Raw genomic sequence first — 17,708 nt, 5'->3', positions numbered from 1 at the left:
CACCACTCTCGAAGGACCCCCGGGCCGCCAACTGGCCCGGGGGTCCTTCGCGTTGTCCGCCTCCGGCTCCGGCCCTAGGTCCAAGGGCCGATCTTCCTGGTCAGACTCCTGCTGCTAGCCTGCACTTGCACATTGATTGCAATAAGCTCTGCATCATGCAGTCAGAGGGCTCGGAGGGCTCGGACATGGCCATTTACACGCTTCCTGAACTTCCGTACGACTACGCGGCGCTCGAACCGGTCATCAACCCGCAGATCATCGAGCTCCACCACGACAAGCACCACGCGGCGTACGTGAAGGGTGCGAACGACACCCTGGAGCAGCTGGCGGAGGCGCGTGACAAGGAGTCGTGGGGCGCCATCAACGGCCTGGAGAAGAACCTCGCGTTCCACCTCTCCGGGCACATCCTGCACAGCATCTACTGGCACAACATGAACAGCCCCAAGGACGGTGGCGGCGGCGAGCCCACGGCCGCCGACGGCGTGGGCGACCTCGCGGACGCGATCACCGAGTCCTTCGGCACCTTCGCCAAGTTCAAGGCGCAGCTGACCAAGGCGTCGGCCACGACGCAGGGTTCGGGTTGGGGCGTCCTCGCCTATGAGCCGCTCAGCGGCCGCCTCGTCGTCGAGCAGATCTACGACCACCAGGGCAACGTCGGCCAGGGTTCGACCCCGATCCTGGTCTTCGACGCCTGGGAGCACGCCTTCTACCTGCAGTACAAGAACCAGAAGGTGGACTTCATCGAGGCGATGTGGGAGGTCGTCAACTGGCAGGACGTGGCGAAGCGTTACGCGGCCGCGAAGGAGCGCGCCGGAGGTCTGCTGCTGGCTCCCTGAGCCGGCGCATGAGTCGTCCTGCTCGTGATCGTCTTCTCAACCTTCACGTGGCGGGCGGACAGAGGGAAGGCCCCCGTGAGGACGTGACTCACGGGGGCCTTTCGGTGGGCCGGGTTCCGGTGGACGGTGACGTCATGACGACGAGGCGCTGCCTGAACTGCGGTGACACGATGCAGAGCTTCCTGAGGCTCACGGACGACGAAAGGGCGCACGTCGCGACCCGGGTCCATGCGGAGGACGTCGACAAGTACCGGCGCTGCGGGAACGGGACGTGCCTGCGGGTCCAGAACTACTTCAACTGGGACCAGGGCTTCGACCTGCCGCCATCGTTCCGCTGACCGTCTCCCCCACCGCCTCGAACTCCCTTGCAAGACCGGTCTCGTGGAGGCGGGCGAAGGGCGCGAAGGGGACGCCGTACTCGGACTCGCCGCGGTCGAAGTTCCAGGACTTGTGGAAGGCGACCGAGTGGATCGCGCTGGTGCGGGTGCCGTCCGGGGCGACCGTGACCGTGCCGCGGACGCGGTACTGGATGCCGCGCAGGGCCAGCCACCAGTCGAGCGAGTCGCGGCGGGCGACGAGCACGCCGCGCCAGCCGCTGTCGGCGGGGTAGGTGCCGGGCGTCTCGGGGGCCTCGGTGCGCCAGCGGCGCGACTGGGCCGTGACCGCCGCGCGCACCGCGGGGACGGCCAGGAGGCGGTCGGCGTCGAGTTCGTACGGGGTTCCCGTGCCGTCGAGGTAGTGGCGCAGGGTGGCCGCCGCCGCCCGCAGGCCGAGCGCGGACCAGAGGGCCGCGAGGGCCCGGCACCCTGCCCGCACCGCGTGGTCGGTCACGCGCGCGGGCAGGGTGGCATGGGGGGCGTTGTCGTTCGGCAGGGCGGGGTCGTCGCGCCCGCCGTCCCTGCCGATCTCCATACAGGGACGTTAAGCCAGGTCAGGACCGCGCGCCTGTTCAGGCGGCGCGGAGGGTCAGTCGAAGATCGGGCCCTGCGTACGCGTGCGCTTGATCTCGTAGAAGCCCGGGATGCTCGCCACCAGGAGCGTGCCGTCCCACAGCTTCGCGGCCTCCTCGCCCTTGGGGGCGGGGGTGACGACGGGGCCGAAGAAGGCGATCTGCTCGCCGTCGGAGCCGGGGACCGCGATGACCGGGGTGCCGACCTCCTGGCCGACCTTGTCGATGCCCTCCTTGTGGGAGGCGCGCAGCTCCGCGTCGTACGTGTCCTTGTCCGCGTATTCGATGAGGTCGGCGGGGAGGCCGACCTCGGCGAGGGCTCCGGCGATCACCTCGGGGGTGATGCCCTCGCCCTGGTTGTGGATGCGGGTGCCGAGCGCGGTGTAGAGCTTGCCGACGACCTCGTCGCCGTGCAGCTGCTGGGCGGCGGTGACGACGCGGACCGGGCCCCATGCCTTGCCGCCGGGGCGCATGTTCTCCACGTACTGCTCGGGGAGCTCGTCGAGCTTGTCCTCGTTCAGGACCGCGAGGCTCATCACGTGCCAGCGGACCTCGACGTCACGGACCTTCTCCACTTCCAGCATCCAGCGGGAGGTCATCCAGGCCCAGGGGCACAGCGGGTCGAACCAGAAGTCGACGGGGGTGCGGTTGGTGGTGCCGTTCTCCGACATGTCTCTCCCTAGGGAATGGGTGCGCCTGGGCGGGAGAACACCGGGGGCACGTCGGGGCATTCCCGGATGTCGGGGCCCCGCGGCACATGCGAGGATCGTAGACATTCGTACGAGTCATGCCAGCTGTCATGCCAGTCATGCGAGCCACAAGGGAGTGCCGCCCGTGCCCGGTGAGAATCTGTCCCGCGACGAGGCCCGTGAAAGGGCCGCCCTGCTGTCCGTCGACGGGTACGAGGTCTTTCTCGACCTGCGCTCCGCGATCGGCGAGAGCAACGCGGAGGAGGGTGCGCCGCGCACGTTCCGGTCGGTGACCACGATCAGGTTCCGCTGCGCCGAGCCGGGCGCCGCCTCGTTCGCCGACCTCATCGCGCCGAGCGTCACGGCCCTCTCGCTGAACGGCACGGATCTGGACCCCTCCGAGGTCTTCGACGGCACCCGCATCACCCTCGAAGACCTCCAGGGGGAGAACGAGCTGGTGGTGGACGCCCAGTGCGCCTACAGCCGCACCGGCGAGGGCATGCACCGCTTCGTCGACCCGGAGGACGGCGAGGTCTACCTGTACACGCAGTACGAGCCGGCGGACTCCCGCCGCGTGTTCGCCAACTTCGAGCAGCCCGACCTGAAGGCTCCCTTCCGTTTCGAGGCGCAGGCCCCTGAGGGCTGGACGGTCTGGTCGAACGGCGTCGGTGAACTGGCCGACGGAGTATGGAAGTTCGCCGAGACCAAGCCGATCTCGACCTACATCACGGCGGTCGTCGCGGGCCCGTACCACTATGTGACGGACACGTACGAGAAGGTCTTCGAGGACGGCTCCAAGCTGGAGATCCCGCTCGGCGCGATGTGCCGCAAGGGCCTCGCCAAGCACTTCGACGCGGACGACGTCTTCCTGGTGACGAAGCAGGGACTCGACTTCTTCCACGAGCACTTCGACTACCCCTACCCCTTCGGGAAGTACGACCAGGCGTTCGTCCCCGAGTACAACCTCGGGGCGATGGAGAACCCGGGCTGTGTGACCTTCCGCGAGGAGTTCATCTTCCGCGGCAAGGTGACCCAGGCGTCGTACGAGCGCCGGGCCAACGTCATCCTGCACGAGATGGCGCACATGTGGTTCGGCGACCTCGTGACGATGCAGTGGTGGGACGACCTGTGGCTCAAGGAGTCCTTCGCGGACTTCATGGGCTCCTTCTCGATGGTCGAGGCCACCCGCTTCACCGACGGCTGGATCACCTTCGCCAACAACCGCAAGGCATGGGCGTACCGCGCCGACCAGCTCCCCTCGACGCACCCGGTCACGGCCGACATCCGCGACCTGGAGGACGCGAAGCTCAACTTCGACGGGATCACCTACGCCAAGGGCGCCTCCGTGCTGAAGCAGCTGGTGGCCTACGTCGGGCGTGACGCCTTCCTGGAGGGCGCCCGCCGCTACTTCAAGCGGCACGCGTACGGCAACACCCGCCTCGGGGACCTCCTTTCGGTCCTGGAGGAGACCAGCGGGCGCGACATGGCCGCCTGGTCGCGCTCCTGGCTGCAGACGGCAGGCGTCAACTCGCTGACGCCGCAGGTCACTTTGAACGCGGAGGGGCGGATCACCGAGCTCGCCGTGGTCCAGGAGGCGGCGGCCTCGCACCCCGAACTGCGGCCGCACCGCGTGGCCGTGGGCCTCTACCGACGGTCCGCGGGCGGCGAGCTCGAGCGGTACGCGCGCGCCGAGGTGGACGTGGACGGGCCCCGCACCGCCGTCGCCGAGCTGGCCGGCGCCGAGGCCCCCGAGCTCGTCCTCGTCAACGACGACGACCTGACGTACTGCAAGATCCGCTTCGACGAGAACTCCCTGGCGACGCTCCGCGGCCACCTCGGCGACATCAGCGACCCTCTCGCCCGCGCGCTGTGCTGGACCGCGCTGTGGAACCTCACACGCGACGGGCTCATGCCCGCCCGGGACTTCATCGGCCTCGTGCTGCGGTTCGCGGGCCGCGAGTCCGGCATCGGCGTCCTGCAGATGCTGCACACCTGGGCCACCTCCGCCCTCGTCCACTACGCGGCGCCGGGCCGGCGCGAGCAGGGCGGCCGCGACCTCGCCGAGGGCGCGCTGCGCGAGCTGCGCATCGCCGAGCCGGGCAGCCAGCACCAGCTGACGTGGGCGCGCTTCTTCGCCTCGGTGGCCTCGTCGGACGCCGATCTCCAGCTGCTCCAGGGCCTGTTGGACGGCACCGCGAAGATCGACGGTCTGGACGTGGACCAGGAGCTGCGCTGGGCCTTCCTCTCCCCGCTCGCCGCGCACGGCGCCGCCGACGAGGAGGCCCTCGCCGCCGAGCTGGCCCGGGACGACACGGCCTCGGGCAAGCGGCACCAGGTCCGGTGCCTGGCCGCGCGGCCCTCGGCGGCGGTCAAGGCTCAGGCGTGGGCGTCCGTGGTGGAGTCGGACGCGCTGTCCAACGCGCTGGTGGAGGCGACGATCGCGGGCTTCCAGCAGCCGTCCCAGCGGGAGCTGACCGCGCCGTACGCGGCGAAGTACTTCGACGCCATCGAGCGGGTCTGGAGCGAGCGGTCCATCCAGATCGGGATGGACGTGGTGCGGGGCCTGTTCCCGCATCTGCAGGACCGAGAGGAGACGGTGGCGGCGGCGGACGCGTGGCTCGCCGCGCACGAGAGCTCGGCACCTGCCTTGCGGCGGCTCGTACTTGAGGCCCGCGACGACCTGGCGCGGGGGCTGCGGGGCCAGGCGTGTGACGCCGCCTCGACGGCGGGCTGAGTAGCTGATGGCCGAGGGTGCGGGGCTCCGGGGTGGGCTCCGCACCCGGTCGGCAGGCCCCGCACCGGGTCCGGAACCCGGGTCACCGACTTGTGACCCTTGGGTTTGGGAACGGCCGTAACCCCCATACGGACCAGGGGGTTTCGGCTGTCGAACGCCCGTACTTTAGGACGGGCTTGTCCGGTTTTGTCGACGGGACTGTAACAGCGGTTAGGGAGCGGATCGGGCCCGGGAATGGCCTGGTCATGAACCACAACACCCCGCTCTCGCCGCTCCCCCTCCGCCACCTCGCCGCCACCCAGCGCCGCGTCATGAGCTCCGCCCAGCTCCGCGCGCACGGCATCTCGACCGCCGACACCGCCGCCCACTGCCGCCCAGACGGGCCCTGGCAGCAGCTCCTGCCCGGCGTCTGCCTGCTCCACCCCGGCCCCCCGACCAGCGAAGAGCGCCTGCACGGCGTCCTGTTGTACGCGGGGCGCCCGCCGGCCAAGGAGGCGCGCACCGTGCCCGCGCAGCCCGGCGCCGGTGAGCCGCACGCCCCGTACGCCGACGCGATGATCACGGGGCTCGCGGCCCTCGCCCTGCACCGGTTCTCGGCCGCGCCCCCGCTGCTCTCCCTCGACCGGATCGACGTCCTCGTGCCCCGCACCCGGCGACTGCGCTCCACCGGCTGCGCCCACCTGGTGCGCACCCACGCGCTGCCCACGGCGGTACAGATCACCGGCGTCCCCGTCGCCCCCGTGCCGCGCGCCCTCGCCGACGCCGTCGCACAGCTCACCGACGCGGGCGCGGTGCGCAGGCTGCTCACCGAGGCGGTGCGCGGCGGGCACTGCGAACCGGCGGCCATCGTCAAGGAGTTGAACCACGCGCGACTCCTTGGCCGGCCCCATGTCGTGGACGCCGTGGACTCGCTGCTCGCCGAGGGGCGGGCCATCGCCGAGGACCGGCTCTACCGGATGGTGCGGGAGCAGGGGCTGCCCGACCCGCTGTGGAACGTGGACCTGCGGCTGCCCGGCGGGCCGCACCTCGGAGGCGTCGACGCCTACTGGCCGGACCAGGCCGTCGCCGTCGAGCTCGACACCCGCGCGCCCCGCCAGGACGAGGACGCCCTCTGGTCCGAGTACGCACGAAAGCGGGAGCATTTGGAGCGACTGGGAATCACCGTCGTCCACATCACACCCAAGAAGCTGCGGGACTCCCTGGAGCAGCAGGCGGCCGTCGTACGGACCGCGCTGATGGCCTCGGACGACCGCGATCCGGCGGCCTATGTGGTGGTGCTGCCCAGATAGCACCGCCCATGGGGTGCCGGAGGCCCCGCACGCGGGGTTCCGGAAGGGGGCAGGAGGGGAGTGAAGGGGCGGATCACCGGTTGCCACCGGGGTCCGCCCCTTCACCTGTGTGCCAACTGCCCCGCTCTCCGGGCTACTTGGCGCAGAACTCCGCCTCCACGACAGCGAACGCCTTGTTCTGCTCGATGTCCCCGTTCAGGTTCAGCGTGAGCGCGTGACGGCCGTCCGCCGTGGTGCCCGCCAGCGTGGAGGCACCGTGCACATCGCCGCCGTGGCCCCAGAACGTCGGGCCGCAGGACAGCTTGACGGGTTCGAGGCCGAGCCCGTAGCGGCGGCCGCCCTCGCCCGCCGGGACCGTCGTCTTCATCTCGGCCAGCTGCTTCTTCGGCAGGAGCCTGCCGCCGAGCAGCGCCCGGTAGAAGCGGTTCAGGTCGGCCGAGTCGGAGATCATCGAGCCCGCCGAGCCCGCGACCGTCGGGTTGAACTCCGTCAGGTCGTGCAGCGTGGCGCCCGGCGCGTCGGACAGCTTCTTGTACCCCCGTGAACTGGGCGCGGGAACCGTCGGATCGGTGCCGGGGAGGCTGGTGGCGCGCAGGCCGAGGGGCTTGATGACCCGGCGCTCGATCTCGTCCCCGTAGTCATGGCCGGTGACCTTCTTGATGATCATCCCGGCGAGGACGTAGTTGGTGTTGGAGTACTTCCAGCCCTGGCCCGGGGCGAAGTCCGGCTTGTGGCGCATCGCCAGGGACACCATCTGCTCCGGGGTCCAGGTGTCGTAGCGGTGCTTCAGGAAGCGCTCGCTGAAGACCCGATCGCGGAACTCCGGGTCGGCCGAGACGTTGAAGACGCCGCTGGTGTGGTTGAGGAGCTGACGGACCGTGATCCCGTCACCGTCGTGGCCGTGCCCCTTGACCACGCCCGGCAGCCACTTCCCCACCGTGTCGTCCAGGTCGATCTCCCCTTCGCCCTGCAGCTGCAACAGGACCGTCGCCACGAACGACTTCGTGACGCTGCCGACCCGGAAGTGGTCGTCCGCGCCGCGCGGGGCGCCGGTCGCCAGGTCGCCGGTGCCCGAAGCGCCCTTCCACACCCCGTTCTTGTCGACGGCCTGCGCCGTCGCGCCGGGGGCGTCCGGGCCGACGGCGGCGGCGAGGGCCCGCTGCGTGGCCTCGTGCGGCCTCGGCCCGTGGGCGCCCGCTGAACCCGCCGACTGTGCCTGGGCCGCCGGTGCCGCGAGCGCCGCCGTGACGGCCGCCGCGACTGCCGTGGCCGCGAGTCCTCTCGCCGTGCCTGTACGTGCTGACATGTGTCGCTCTCTCCTTCGTGCGTGGGCTACTTGCCGCAGTACTCGGCGGTGACGATCGCGTCGACGCTGTCCTCGTCCGTCCAGTCGCCGTTGTAGTTGAAGGCGAGGGAGTGGCGGCCGTCGCCCGTCGTGACGGCCTGGGACGTGGAGCCGTGGATGCCGCCGCCGTGGCCCCAGACCGGGGCGCCGCCGTCGCAGGGCAGCTTGTTCTTCATCAGGCCGAGGCCGTAGGAGGCGTTCGGCGAGTCCTCGCCCATCGGGACCGTCGTCTTCATCTCGGCCAGCTGCTCCTTCGGCAGGAGCCTGCCGCCGAGGAGGGCCGCGTAGAAGCGGTTCAGGTCGGCCGCGTCAGAGATCATCCCGCCCGCCGGGCCCGCGATCGTCGGGTTGAGCTCGGTGACGTCGTACGTGCGGCCCTGCGCGCCCTCCGACAGCTTCGAGTAGGCACGCGAACTGGGCTGCGGCACCGTCGAGTCGGTGCTCGGGACGCTCGTGGCGCGCAGGCCGAGGGGCTTGATGACCCGGCGCTCGATCTCGTCCCCGTAGTCGTGGCCGGTGACCTTCTTGATGACCATTCCAGCGAGGAGGTAGTTGGTGTTGGAGTACTTCCAGCCCTGCCCGGGGGCGAAGTACGGCTTATGGCGCATGGCCAGCTTCACCTGCTGCCCGGGGGCCCAGGTGTCGTAGCGGTGCTTCAGGAAGCCCTTCGTCTCGAAGACCTTCGCCGTGAAGTCCGGGTCGTCGGTGTAGTCGTAGACGCCGCTGGTGTGGTTGAGCAGCTGCCGGACCGTGATCTTGTCGCCGTCGTGGCCATGCCCCTGCACCACGCCCGGCAGCCACTTCCCCACCGGGTCGTCCAGGTCGATCTTCCCCTCGCCCTGCAGCTGCAGCAGCACCGTCGCCACGAACGACTTCGTGATGCTGCCGACGCGGAAGCGGTCGTGCGCACCGCGCGGCGTCTTCGTCCTCAGGTCGCCGACGCCCGAAGTGCCGCGCCACGCCCCGTCCTTGTCGACGGCGTGCGCGGTCACGCCGGGCACGCCGTCCCGCACGGCGCCGTCCAGTGCCTTCTGGGTGGCCTCGTGCCGTCCCGTGTCCGCCGCGGCGGCCGGCCCGGCGAGACTCCCCGCCACCGCCGCCGCCACGACCACGGCCGCTCCCGCAAGCCGCGTACGTGCCCTCATCCGTTCGTCCCTTCCTCCGCCTGATCCATTCGGTCGGGCGGAGGGACTCGCGGTGCGGGGACGGGGGTTGCCCGGGAGCGGGCCGGTTGGGCGAGATCCGGCCGGTGCGGAAGACGGGTGGTGTCCTCAGGTGCGTGTTGGGGCTGTCCCCCGTCACCTCTTGCGGAGAACCAGCTCCGTGTTGCGGTCACCTGGGTCTCCGCCCAGCGTCGGCTTCGCGCCCGGGGCGTTGAAGGACAACTCGCGGTAGAGCGCGGCGAGTCCGGTCTGGGAGAGATCGGCGAAATCCGTGCGGTGCGGGGCGGACGACTCGATGAGCGTGGTGAACAGGGAGACCGTGCCGTCGTGGTTGTCGACGACCTCCACCACCCGGGCCAGCTGCGGGAAGTCGATGTGCGAGGCGGTGGAGACCTCCCAGAACGAGCCCTTCGCGGTGTGGTGCGGCGTGATGTCGTTCTTGTGGCTGTGGCCGTTGACCCACGCCAGGACGGAGCGGTGCCGGGCGAGGACGGAGACGAGCTCCGGGCCGCCGTGCCGCTTCTCGTGCGGGGCGCCGGGCACGGGGCGCAGGTTGCGCATCGTCTTGCTGGTGTGGTGGCTGAACACGATGACGTGCGCGGCGCCGTCCGCCTTCTTCTCGTTGGCCGCCAGCGTGCGCTCCAGCCAGCGCAGTTGGGCGGTGCCGACCGAACCCTCGTAGTGGCCGCCCGGGTCGGTGGTGTCCAGGCTGACGCCGAGGACGTCGTCGCTGATGCGGAACGTGTAGTACTGGGTGCGCTCGGCGAGGTTCGCCTCGGTGTAGCCGTGGCCGACCGGGCCCTGCCCCTTGTGGGCCGGGTCCAAGTGCGCCTTGAGGTACTCGGCGGGGGTGAAGGGCGCCCGGGACTCGTCCGGGGTGACGGAGCGCATGTGCCGGGCCTCGCTCTTCAGGAGCGCCTTGAAGAGGTCACCCTTGGGGTCGCGCCCCTTCTTCACGGCGTCCCACATGGCGCCGCCCCGGCCGGCGTCCAGGTTCATCAACTTCCGCCCGCCGACGGCGAATTCCTGGAAGTACGGGTCTCCGGGCGCCCAGCAGCCGCCGGGCAGCGCGTCGTGGTTGCCGACCGTCGAGTACCAGGGCAGGCCGAGCCCCGGGCTGTTGACCTCGCGGATCGCGGCCTCCAGGAAGCCGTGCAGCCGGGGGAAGCCCAGCTTCTTGTCGGCGTCGCGCAGCGCGGAGTCCGGGTGCCAGTACAGCTTCAGGCCGCTGTCCTGCACGCCCTCGTAGTGGCGCGGGTCGCCGCTGTTGGGGGTGATCCGGCCGCCGCTCATCACCTTCATGAACCACTCCAGCTCGTTGCGGGAGTTGTTGTCGGTGTTGTCGCCGGTCGTCACCACGCAGTTGAGGGGCGCACCGGTGGCGGGGCCGCCGCGCAGCGCGTTGACGCGCTCCACGAGGGCGATCGCGCCGGGCACCGAGAGGGCTTCCTGCGGGCGCCAGGAGCTGGCGGTCTGCGCCCTCAAGTACTCGTAGCGCAAGGGGTGCTGGACATCGACCAGGTGCAGGTCGGTGAACTGCACGAAGGAGCCGAGCGCGGTGCGCCGCCCGGCCCGCCCCGGCTTGGCGGCGGCGAGGTCCCCGCGGACCACCCGGTCCCACGCCGGGCCGTCGCCGAGCCGCCGGTAGCCGGAGCCACCGCGGGCGGTGGCGACGGTCAGGAGAGTGGTGCCGCGCTCGTACGGCAGCTGCGGCACCGAGACGGGCCGGCCGCGCCCGCCGACGACCGGGGTGCGGGCGATGACGGCCGGGTCGGCGGCGGGCCCCGCGGCCGCCTCGCCGCTGCCGGGGCCGAGCGCGTAGCCGACGCCCGCGGCGACGGAGACGGCGCCGGTGGCCGTGAGGAAGGCCCGGCGGTCGAGACCGGCGAGGGTGCGCGCCGCCGTGGCGGCGGAGTGGGCGGCGGCGGTGGAGGTTGCGGTGGCGACAGAGCGTATGCGCGACATGGCGCGGTCTCCCCGGTTGCGAACGCGTCGGCAGTGGTCGCGGGGGCCCGGGCCGTGGTGCGGCCGGCGAACTCCCCGCTCGTACTGGATCGTTGGCATCGGGGGTGAGCTGGGGGTTAACGCTTACGCAACGGGGGGCGCCGATCACCGTACGTGGATCAGTGCGCACCCTTGAGGGCCATGGGGGAATCGTCTGCGGGAGAGGTGGCGGTCACGGTGTGTTCACCTGTCGGGGTACGGGGTGCCCCGGTGGTGCGCGGGAGGCTACTCCTGGTGCCCCGACGCCGGTCGCTTGCGCCAGAGTTCGAGGCCGACGTCCACGAGGCCCACCCGGTCCAGGTCCGGGACGTCGTCCAGGGGATGCCAGGCCGCCAGGTCGGTGGAGCCGTGCTCCTCGTGGCGGAGCGCCCCGCCGGTGATGTGGCCCTCGTACACGATCCGCAGCCCGTGGAAGTCGGCGACGGCGCCCAGGCGGCGCGGGTAGCGGCGGCGCAGGGAGTCGACGCCGAGGAGGGTGGCGGGCTCGACGACATAGCCCGTCTCCTCGTCGACCTCGCGGATCACCGTGTCGTACGGGTCCTCCCCGTGGTCCATGCCGCCCCCGGGCAGCGTCCAGCGCTTGGAGCCGTCGCCCGCCACCCAGCGGGCCAGCAGCACCTGCCCGTCCCGCACGCATACGGCGTAGGCCGCCACCCGGAGCTCTTTCTGCACAGATTGACGCTAGTCCCCATAAGCGGGATGTGCGTGCCGATGGGCGTGTCAGTGATGCGGGTTGGCGGGCGAGTACTCGGGAGGCGACCAGACCAAGGGGCTCGCGCCCGGGGTCTCCACCGCCTCCGTGAGCGTGAAGCGGACCGTGCGGGTGCCGTCGGGTGCGTGGTCGGTGCGGGCCGTGCCGGTGAGCTGGAGGGTCGTGCCGGTCCGCCAGTCGAGGAAGAGGAGACCCGCGCGGGGGTCGGTGGTGAGGTTGCCGAGGGTCAGGAACATGGCGTTGCCGGGGTAGTCGCGCCAGCTCAGTTCGTACGGGGAGACGACCTCGACGAAGCCGGGGTTGCCGCCGCGGTGGCTGGCGTCGGCGCCGCGGGCGTGGACGGTGGCGAGGAAGAAGGTGTCGGCGGCGGCGATGAACGCCCGCTGGTCTGCGGTGAGTTGGGTGCCGTGGTGCGGCCTGCCGGGCCCGCCGAGGGCCCGGCCGTCGTGGAGGTCCCGCTTCTGCAGGTACTTGGGGCAGTTGGAGAACACCTGGTCCGACTCGATCGCGAGGCCGCGCGGGGTGGGGCGGGCGCGGCCGTTGAGGCGCATGCGGCGGCGGGTGCGGGGGTCGAGGGCGAGGGTGCCGACGGGGACGCCCTCGTGGGCGAGGGCGGCGGAGAGGGGGTCGCTTGCGTGGAGCCCGCCCGTGACGGAGACCTGGTGGGGTCCGGTGGCCCGGACGAAGCCGGGGTCACCGGTGAGCAGCGAGGCCCAGACCCGGCCCTCCCGGGAGGCCGCGCCGAGGACCAGCTGGGGCTGGAGTTCCAGGAAGGCGGCGGCGACGGGGCGGATGCCCTGGCCGATGGAGCGACCCACGTGCTCGGCCGCTTCCCGGACCCCTACGCGGTCCTGCACGGTGCGTGAGCCTTGGTGGTAGGGGGTGTGGAGGGGCATGGTGGGGGGTCCTTTCCGTGGGGGCGTGCTCCCCCACGTGCTGTTACGCCGCGGGGGGGGCGGGGAAGTCGGGGGCGGCTGCGCGGGAGAGAGTGCAGCCCCCCACCCACGCCGCGGAGCGGCGGAGATCCGAGGTCGGCTGCGCGGGAGAGAGCGCCGCCCCCCACCCACGCCGCGGAGCGGCGGAGATCCGAGGTCGGCTGCGCGGGAGAGAGATACGGGCGGGCGGGTGGGAGACCGCCGCGGAGCGGCGGGGTGGTCGGCCGCGGAGCGGCGGGGATCCGGACCGCGGAGCGGTCAGTGCAAGGACCGCGGAGCGGTCAGGGCCAGGCCGCGGAGCGGCCTAGAAGAACCCGCACGTGGGCGCCGCCGCGACCGGCGCCTCGCCCACGACCCCCGCATCCGCGAAGATCTCCAGACGCGCCCCGTCCGGGTCATGGAAGAAGATCCCCCCGGACGCCGCCCCCTCCCCGTGCGGCACCACACCCTCGTACACGAACTCCACCCCGTACGACCGCAGCGCCCGCTCGAACTCCCGCACCCGCTCGATGGAGTCGACCTCGATCGCCAGGTGATGCAGGCCCGCGCGCCCGGCCTCGAAGGGCGCCCCGGCCTGCTGCCAGAGCGTGAGGGTGGGGCGCCCGCCGCCGTCCCCGTCGAGGAAGGCGAACACGCGGCCCTCCTCCTTGCCCTCGCCGAGCACCGCGAAGCCGAGCACATCCCGGTAGAACGCGAGCGAGCGGTCGAGGTCCGTGACATTCAGGCCGACGTGACCGATGCGCAGCACAGACATGGCTCTCCCCTTCGTCGACGGCCGCCCCTCCCCACGGAGTGGCTAACCAGTAAAATGAAGGTTAGAGGTTATGAAGCAAGAGCGTCAACCGCTCACGTACCCTTAAGGGGTTAGCAGCGCCCCGCACCCAAGTACCCCACCCCCAAGCACCCCGCACCCCGCACCCAAGGGAGCCCCCATGCCCGCCGCCACCCCCCACGACCCCCGCCCCCTCACCGGCGAGCCCCTCTCCCTCGACCTGCTCAACACCCGCTGGAACCAGGACGGGGCGGCCCAGGACCTCCTGGCCGACGAGGAGGGGCTCGGGATCTGGCTCGCCGCGGGCGGGCTCGACGACCGCTTCGCCGCCGACGCCCCGACCCTGCGCCACACCCTCACCGCCCGCGACGCGCTGCACGCCGTCGTGGACGGAGCCCCGGGCGACGCAGCCGCCCTCGCCCGGGTCGACAAGGTCCTCGGGCACGGCCGCATCCGGGCCACCCTCACCCCCGAAGGGCCGGGCGAGGAGCCCGAGTTCGGGGACCCGGCGTGGGGGCCCGGCTGGCTGGCCGCCCGCGACTACCTCGGCCTGCTCGCCAAGGCGCCCGACCGCATCCGCGCCTGCGCCCACGACGCCTGCGTCCTGCACTTCTTCGACACCTCGCGCAACGGCACCCGCCGCTGGTGCTCCATGGCCGCCTGCGGCAACCGCGCGAAGGCATCCCGGCACTACGCGCGCTCGCGCGAGAGCTGAGCGCATACAACTTCGCCCCGATTAACCCGACTTGGGCGCGATGGCGCATGGCGGAAGTACGCCATGGCCTCACCCCGCCTCGGACAACTCTCCCCAAGCAGCGGTCACTTACGTAAAGCTATGCGGTCACCTGGTCCCGCATTTCGGACCCTTTCCGCCTTTCCGCCTTTACGTACAGGGATGCTGATGACCCCCGATCCCCAGCGCGCGCCCATAACGGGCGCGAGACGCACGGCCCGCCTCGCGATAGCCGTCGGCCTGGCCGCCGCGCTCGGCGCCGCAGCCCCGCTCCCCCTGGCCCTCGCCGCCGACCACCCGGCGCCCGAGCCGGCGCCCGTGAAGTACGCCGCCCAGAAGCTCGGTTCGGCCGACGCCGAGCTGCTCGCCGACGCGAAGGCCGACGGCGACAAGACCGTCACCATGATGGTCGCCACCGCGCCCGGCGCCACCGAGCAGGTCGCCCGCCAGCTGGACGCCGTCAAGGGCGGCTCCGTGGGCCGCACCCACGACAAGCTCGGCTACGTCCGCGCCACCGTCCCGACCTCCCGGGCCGACGCCGCCATCAAGGCCGCCGAGAAGCTCTCGTCCGTGCACGGCATCGACCTGCGGCACGAGATCAAGCTGGACGACCCCAAGCCGCAGGCCGCGAAGACCGCCAAGGGCGTCAAGTCCCGCTCCGGCGCGGCCGGTTACCCCGCCCCGGGCAAGAACACGCCCGCCAAGAACCCGTACAACCCCTCCTTCGAGACCGGCGCCGTCGACTTCGTGAAGGAGCACCCGAAGGCCGACGGGCGCGGCGTCACCATCGGCATCCTCGACTCGGGCATCGACCTCGGGCACCCGGCGCTGCAGAAGACCACCACCGGCGAGCGGAAGATCACCGACTGGGTGACCGCCACCGACCCCATCGTCGACGCCGACGGGACCTGGCGGCGGATGACCAACCCGGTCACCGGCCCCGTCTTCACCTGGGACGGCGAGACGTGGAAGTCCCCGGCCGGCTCCTTCCAGGTCAACCGGTTCCGCGAGTCGGCCACCACCGGCGGCGACGCCAAGGGCGACATGAACCGGGACGGCGACACCACCGACACCTGGGGCGTCCTGTACGACGCGGCCGCAGGAACCGTCCGCGTGGACCTGAACAACAACCACGACTTCACCGACGACGAGGTGATGAAGCCGTACAAGGACGGCCACCAGGTCGCCTACTTCGGCACGGACAACCCCGACACGGACGTCGTCGAGCGGGTGCCCTTCGTCGTCGAGATCCGCAAGGACGTGCCCACCGACCCGTACGGCGGTGACTGGGTCGGCAAGAAGGCCGACTTCGTGAACATCGGCGTCATCGAGTCGGAGCACGGCACGCACGTCGCGGGCATCACCGCCGCCAACTCCCTGTTCGGCAACAAGAACATGAACGGGGCCGCGCCGGGCGCGAAGCTCGTCTCCTCGCGGGCCTGCACCTGGACCGGCGGCTGCACCAACGTCGCGCTGACCGAGGGCATGATCGACCTCGTCACGAAGCGCGGCGTCGACATCGTGAACATGTCGATCGGCGGCCTGCCCGCCCTCAACGACGGCAACAACGCGCGCGCCGAGCTCTACAAGCGCCTCATCGACACGTACGGGGTGCAGCTCGTCATCTCCGCGGGCAACAGCGGTCCGGGCGCCAACACCATCGGGGACCCCGGCCTCGCCGACCACGTCATCTCCGTGGGCGCCGCCATCTCCAAGGAGACCTGGGCCGCCAACTACGGCTCCGAGGTGACCAAGCGGTACGCGATGATGCCGTTCTCCTCGCGCGGCCCGCGTGAGGACGGCGGCTTCCAGCCGGTCATCTCCGCCCCGGGCGCCGCGATCAACACGACGCAGACCTGGCTGCCGGGCTCCCCGGTCGCCGAGGCGGGCTACCAACTCCCCGCCGGTTACTCGATGCTGCAGGGCACCTCGATGGCGTCGCCGCAGGCCGCGGGCGCGTCCGCGCTGCTGCTCAGCGCCGCCAAGCGCGCGAAGGTGAACCTCACCCCGGCGAAGCTGCGCACCGCCCTGACGTCGACCGCGCACCACATCCGCGGCGAGCAGGCGTACGCCGAGGGCTCCGGTCTCATCGACATCGTGGACGCCTGGGACGCGATCGAGGACGGCGCGAGCGCCCACGAGTACACGGTGAAGGCCCCGGTCGACACGGCGCTCGACCAGGAGCTGAAGAAGCCCGGCACCGGTCTCTACGACCGTGAGGGCGGCCTGAAGGCGGGCCAGAAGAAGACGTACGACGTGACGGTCACGCGCACGTCGGGCCCGGACCGCGCGGTCCGCCACGAGCTGGACTTCGCGAACAACCACGAGGACACGTTCCGGATCGTCGGCAAGGACGAGATCTCCCTGCCGCTGAACAAGCCCGTCACCGTGAAGGTCCAGGCGAAGCCCCGGTCCGCCGGGCTGCACAGCGCGATCCTCACCGTGGACGACGAGCGCACCGAGGGCGTCGACCAGCAGATCATGACGACGGTCGTCGTCTCCACGCCGCTGGCCAAGCCCTCGTACACCTTCTCGGCGTCCGGCTCGGTGCAGCGCAACAGCACCACGTCGTACTTCGTGACGGTCCCGCAGGGCGCCAAGTCCCTCGAACTCGCCCTGGGCGGGCTGAAGGACAAGAGCCAGACGCGGTTCATCGCCGTCCACCCGTACGGCGTCCCGGTCGACCCGACCTCGACCGTGAACTGCTACCCGAACTACCCGAACCCCGCCAACACCTGCCGTCCCGACGTGCGTTCGTACGCGGACCCGCAGTCCGGCGTGTGGGAGGTCGAGGTCGAGTCGCGCCGCACGTCGCCGCTGCTCGACAACCCGTACAAGCTGGAGGTGGCGGCGCTCGGCGTCGCCTTCGACCCGGCCGTGCAGAAGGTCCCGGAGGCGAAGGTCGGCACCCCGGCCCCCGTCACTTGGAAGGCCACCAACCAATTCGCCGCTGTCGAAGGCAAGTTGAAGGGCGGCTCGCTCGGCTCGTCGAAGTCCGGCCGGCCCACCATCAAGCAGGGTGACACGGCCACGTCGACGGTCGAGGTGCCCGCGGGCGCGACCCGGCTCGACGTCGCGATCGGCGGCGTCTCGGACACCGCCGCCGACCTGGACCTGACGGTCCTCAAGGACGGCGTGGTCATGGGCTCCTCGGCGGACGGCGACTCGGAGGAGTCGGTGAGCCTCGACAAGCCCGCGGCCGGTACGTACACGATCGAGGTGGCGGGCTACTCGGTGCCGTCGGGGTCGACCGCGTACGACTACCGCGACGTGTTCTTCTCCCCGTCGCTCGGCACCCTCACCGTCGACGAGAACAAGGCGGTGAACCTCCCCAACGGCGCCTCCGCGGACGTCTTTGGCGAGGTCGTCGCCAAGACCCCGGCGGCCGAGGGGCGCCGGCTCTTCGGCGAGGTGTCGCTCCTGAACGGGCGCGGCACGGTCGCGGGCAAGGGCAGCGTGGTGATCGAGAAGGTCACGCCGTAGTCCCGTAGCGGGCATGCGCGGAGGGCGGGCACTTGACCCCAAGTGCCCGCCCTCTTGCCGTACT

Annotated in this window: 14 protein-coding genes; 6 read left to right on the top strand and 8 right to left on the bottom strand. The window is 71.4% G+C overall.

All coding sequences use genetic code 11. The features are described 5' to 3' along the window. The first annotated feature begins 185 nt into the window (after positions 1 to 185). Positions 186 to 836, top strand: coding sequence for a superoxide dismutase (locus tag ACFWYM_RS08620; RefSeq protein WP_384832123.1), 651 nt, complete (start codon positions 186 to 188; stop codon positions 834 to 836). Between the two features lie 134 nt (positions 837 to 970). Further along, positions 971 to 1,174: a hypothetical protein gene (locus ACFWYM_RS08615; RefSeq protein ID WP_384832035.1), complete on the top strand. Its 204-nt coding sequence runs from the start codon at positions 971 to 973 to the stop codon at positions 1,172 to 1,174. Here the strand turns inward: ACFWYM_RS08615 and ACFWYM_RS08610 are convergent. Together ACFWYM_RS08610 and ACFWYM_RS08605 are read right to left on the bottom strand one after the other, a co-directional pair. After that, positions 1,131 to 1,748, bottom strand: a complete 618-nt coding sequence (locus ACFWYM_RS08610) for a hypothetical protein (protein WP_384832032.1) — start codon at positions 1,746 to 1,748, stop codon at positions 1,131 to 1,133. The genes ACFWYM_RS08615 and ACFWYM_RS08610 overlap by 44 nt on opposite strands. Before the next feature lie 54 nt (positions 1,749 to 1,802). Then, positions 1,803 to 2,456, bottom strand: a complete 654-nt coding sequence (locus tag ACFWYM_RS08605) for a DsbA family protein (protein ID WP_384832029.1) — start codon at positions 2,454 to 2,456, stop codon at positions 1,803 to 1,805. Between the two features lie 163 nt (positions 2,457 to 2,619). On the opposite strand from ACFWYM_RS08605, the gene pepN reads away from it, so the two are divergent. Together pepN and ACFWYM_RS08595 are read left to right on the top strand one after the other, a co-directional pair. Continuing rightward, positions 2,620 to 5,208, top strand: coding sequence for an aminopeptidase N (gene pepN / locus ACFWYM_RS08600; RefSeq protein WP_384832025.1), 2,589 nt, complete (start codon positions 2,620 to 2,622; stop codon positions 5,206 to 5,208). 245 nt (positions 5,209 to 5,453) lie between these two features. Continuing rightward, positions 5,454 to 6,497, top strand: a complete 1,044-nt coding sequence (locus tag ACFWYM_RS08595; RefSeq protein WP_384832022.1) for a hypothetical protein — start codon at positions 5,454 to 5,456, stop codon at positions 6,495 to 6,497. A gap of 133 nt (positions 6,498 to 6,630) precedes the next feature. Here the strand turns inward: ACFWYM_RS08595 and ACFWYM_RS08590 are convergent, their stop codons facing one another. From ACFWYM_RS08590 to ACFWYM_RS08565, 6 genes are all read right to left on the bottom strand, one after another. Next, complete coding sequence (locus tag ACFWYM_RS08590) at positions 6,631 to 7,803, bottom strand: serine hydrolase domain-containing protein (RefSeq protein ID WP_384832019.1); 1,173 nt, start codon at positions 7,801 to 7,803, stop codon at positions 6,631 to 6,633. 26 nt (positions 7,804 to 7,829) lie between these two features. Then, positions 7,830 to 8,987: a serine hydrolase domain-containing protein gene (locus ACFWYM_RS08585; RefSeq protein WP_384832016.1), complete on the bottom strand. Its 1,158-nt coding sequence runs from the start codon at positions 8,985 to 8,987 to the stop codon at positions 7,830 to 7,832. Between the two features lie 153 nt (positions 8,988 to 9,140). After that, the gene (locus tag ACFWYM_RS08580; protein WP_384832013.1) at positions 9,141 to 10,970 is read right to left on the bottom strand and encodes a TIGR03767 family metallophosphoesterase; all 1,830 of its coding nucleotides are present in this window, start codon (positions 10,968 to 10,970) and stop codon (positions 9,141 to 9,143) included. 264 nt (positions 10,971 to 11,234) lie between these two features. Beyond that, complete coding sequence (locus ACFWYM_RS08575) at positions 11,235 to 11,681, bottom strand: NUDIX hydrolase (protein WP_384832010.1); 447 nt, start codon at positions 11,679 to 11,681, stop codon at positions 11,235 to 11,237. Between the two features lie 48 nt (positions 11,682 to 11,729). After that, complete coding sequence (locus tag ACFWYM_RS08570; RefSeq protein ID WP_384832007.1) at positions 11,730 to 12,617, bottom strand: pyridoxamine 5'-phosphate oxidase family protein; 888 nt, start codon at positions 12,615 to 12,617, stop codon at positions 11,730 to 11,732. 343 nt (positions 12,618 to 12,960) lie between these two features. Beyond that, on the bottom strand, positions 12,961 to 13,410 hold the full coding sequence (locus ACFWYM_RS08565; protein WP_384832004.1) for a VOC family protein: 450 nt from the start codon (positions 13,408 to 13,410) through the stop codon (positions 12,961 to 12,963). A 178-nt stretch (positions 13,411 to 13,588) separates the two neighbouring features. Between ACFWYM_RS08565 and ACFWYM_RS08560 the strand changes: the two genes are divergently transcribed. Both ACFWYM_RS08560 and ACFWYM_RS08555 read left to right on the top strand, forming a co-directional pair. Next, positions 13,589 to 14,143, top strand: a complete 555-nt coding sequence (locus ACFWYM_RS08560) for a CGNR zinc finger domain-containing protein (protein ID WP_384832001.1) — start codon at positions 13,589 to 13,591, stop codon at positions 14,141 to 14,143. A gap of 186 nt (positions 14,144 to 14,329) precedes the next feature. Further along, positions 14,330 to 17,644 carry a S8 family serine peptidase gene (locus ACFWYM_RS08555; protein WP_384831998.1) on the top strand — a complete coding sequence of 1,105 codons (3,315 nt, stop codon included), beginning with the start codon at positions 14,330 to 14,332 and terminating at the stop codon, positions 17,642 to 17,644. Positions 17,645 to 17,708: the final 64 nt, after the last annotated feature.

The organism is Streptomyces sp. NPDC059009, assembly GCF_042740175.1.
Lineage (GTDB): Bacteria > Actinomycetota > Actinomycetes > Streptomycetales > Streptomycetaceae > Streptomyces.
Note: the sequence above shows the minus strand (reverse complement) of the source record. Positions and strands in the feature narration are given on the sequence as shown.

Bases quoted from the DNA above. Each gene is read 5' to 3' on its own strand.
- ACFWYM_RS08620 (WP_384832123.1), top strand. From the start codon at position 186: ATGGCCATTTACACGCTTCCTGAACTTCCGTACGACTACGCGGCGCTC.
- ACFWYM_RS08615 (WP_384832035.1), top strand. From the start codon at position 971: ATGACGACGAGGCGCTGCCTGAACTGCGGTGACACGATGCAGAGCTTC.
- ACFWYM_RS08610 (WP_384832032.1), bottom strand. From the start codon at position 1,748: ATGGAGATCGGCAGGGACGGCGGGCGCGACGACCCCGCCCTGCCGAAC.
- ACFWYM_RS08605 (WP_384832029.1), bottom strand. From the start codon at position 2,456: ATGTCGGAGAACGGCACCACCAACCGCACCCCCGTCGACTTCTGGTTC.
- ACFWYM_RS08595 (WP_384832022.1), top strand. From the start codon at position 5,454: ATGAACCACAACACCCCGCTCTCGCCGCTCCCCCTCCGCCACCTCGCC.
- ACFWYM_RS08590 (WP_384832019.1), bottom strand. From the start codon at position 7,803: ATGTCAGCACGTACAGGCACGGCGAGAGGACTCGCGGCCACGGCAGTC.
- ACFWYM_RS08585 (WP_384832016.1), bottom strand. From the start codon at position 8,987: ATGAGGGCACGTACGCGGCTTGCGGGAGCGGCCGTGGTCGTGGCGGCG.
- ACFWYM_RS08580 (WP_384832013.1), bottom strand. From the start codon at position 10,970: ATGTCGCGCATACGCTCTGTCGCCACCGCAACCTCCACCGCCGCCGCC.
- ACFWYM_RS08570 (WP_384832007.1), bottom strand. From the start codon at position 12,617: ATGCCCCTCCACACCCCCTACCACCAAGGCTCACGCACCGTGCAGGAC.
- ACFWYM_RS08565 (WP_384832004.1), bottom strand. From the start codon at position 13,410: ATGTCTGTGCTGCGCATCGGTCACGTCGGCCTGAATGTCACGGACCTC.
- ACFWYM_RS08560 (WP_384832001.1), top strand. From the start codon at position 13,589: ATGCCCGCCGCCACCCCCCACGACCCCCGCCCCCTCACCGGCGAGCCC.
- ACFWYM_RS08555 (WP_384831998.1), top strand. From the start codon at position 14,330: ATGACCCCCGATCCCCAGCGCGCGCCCATAACGGGCGCGAGACGCACG.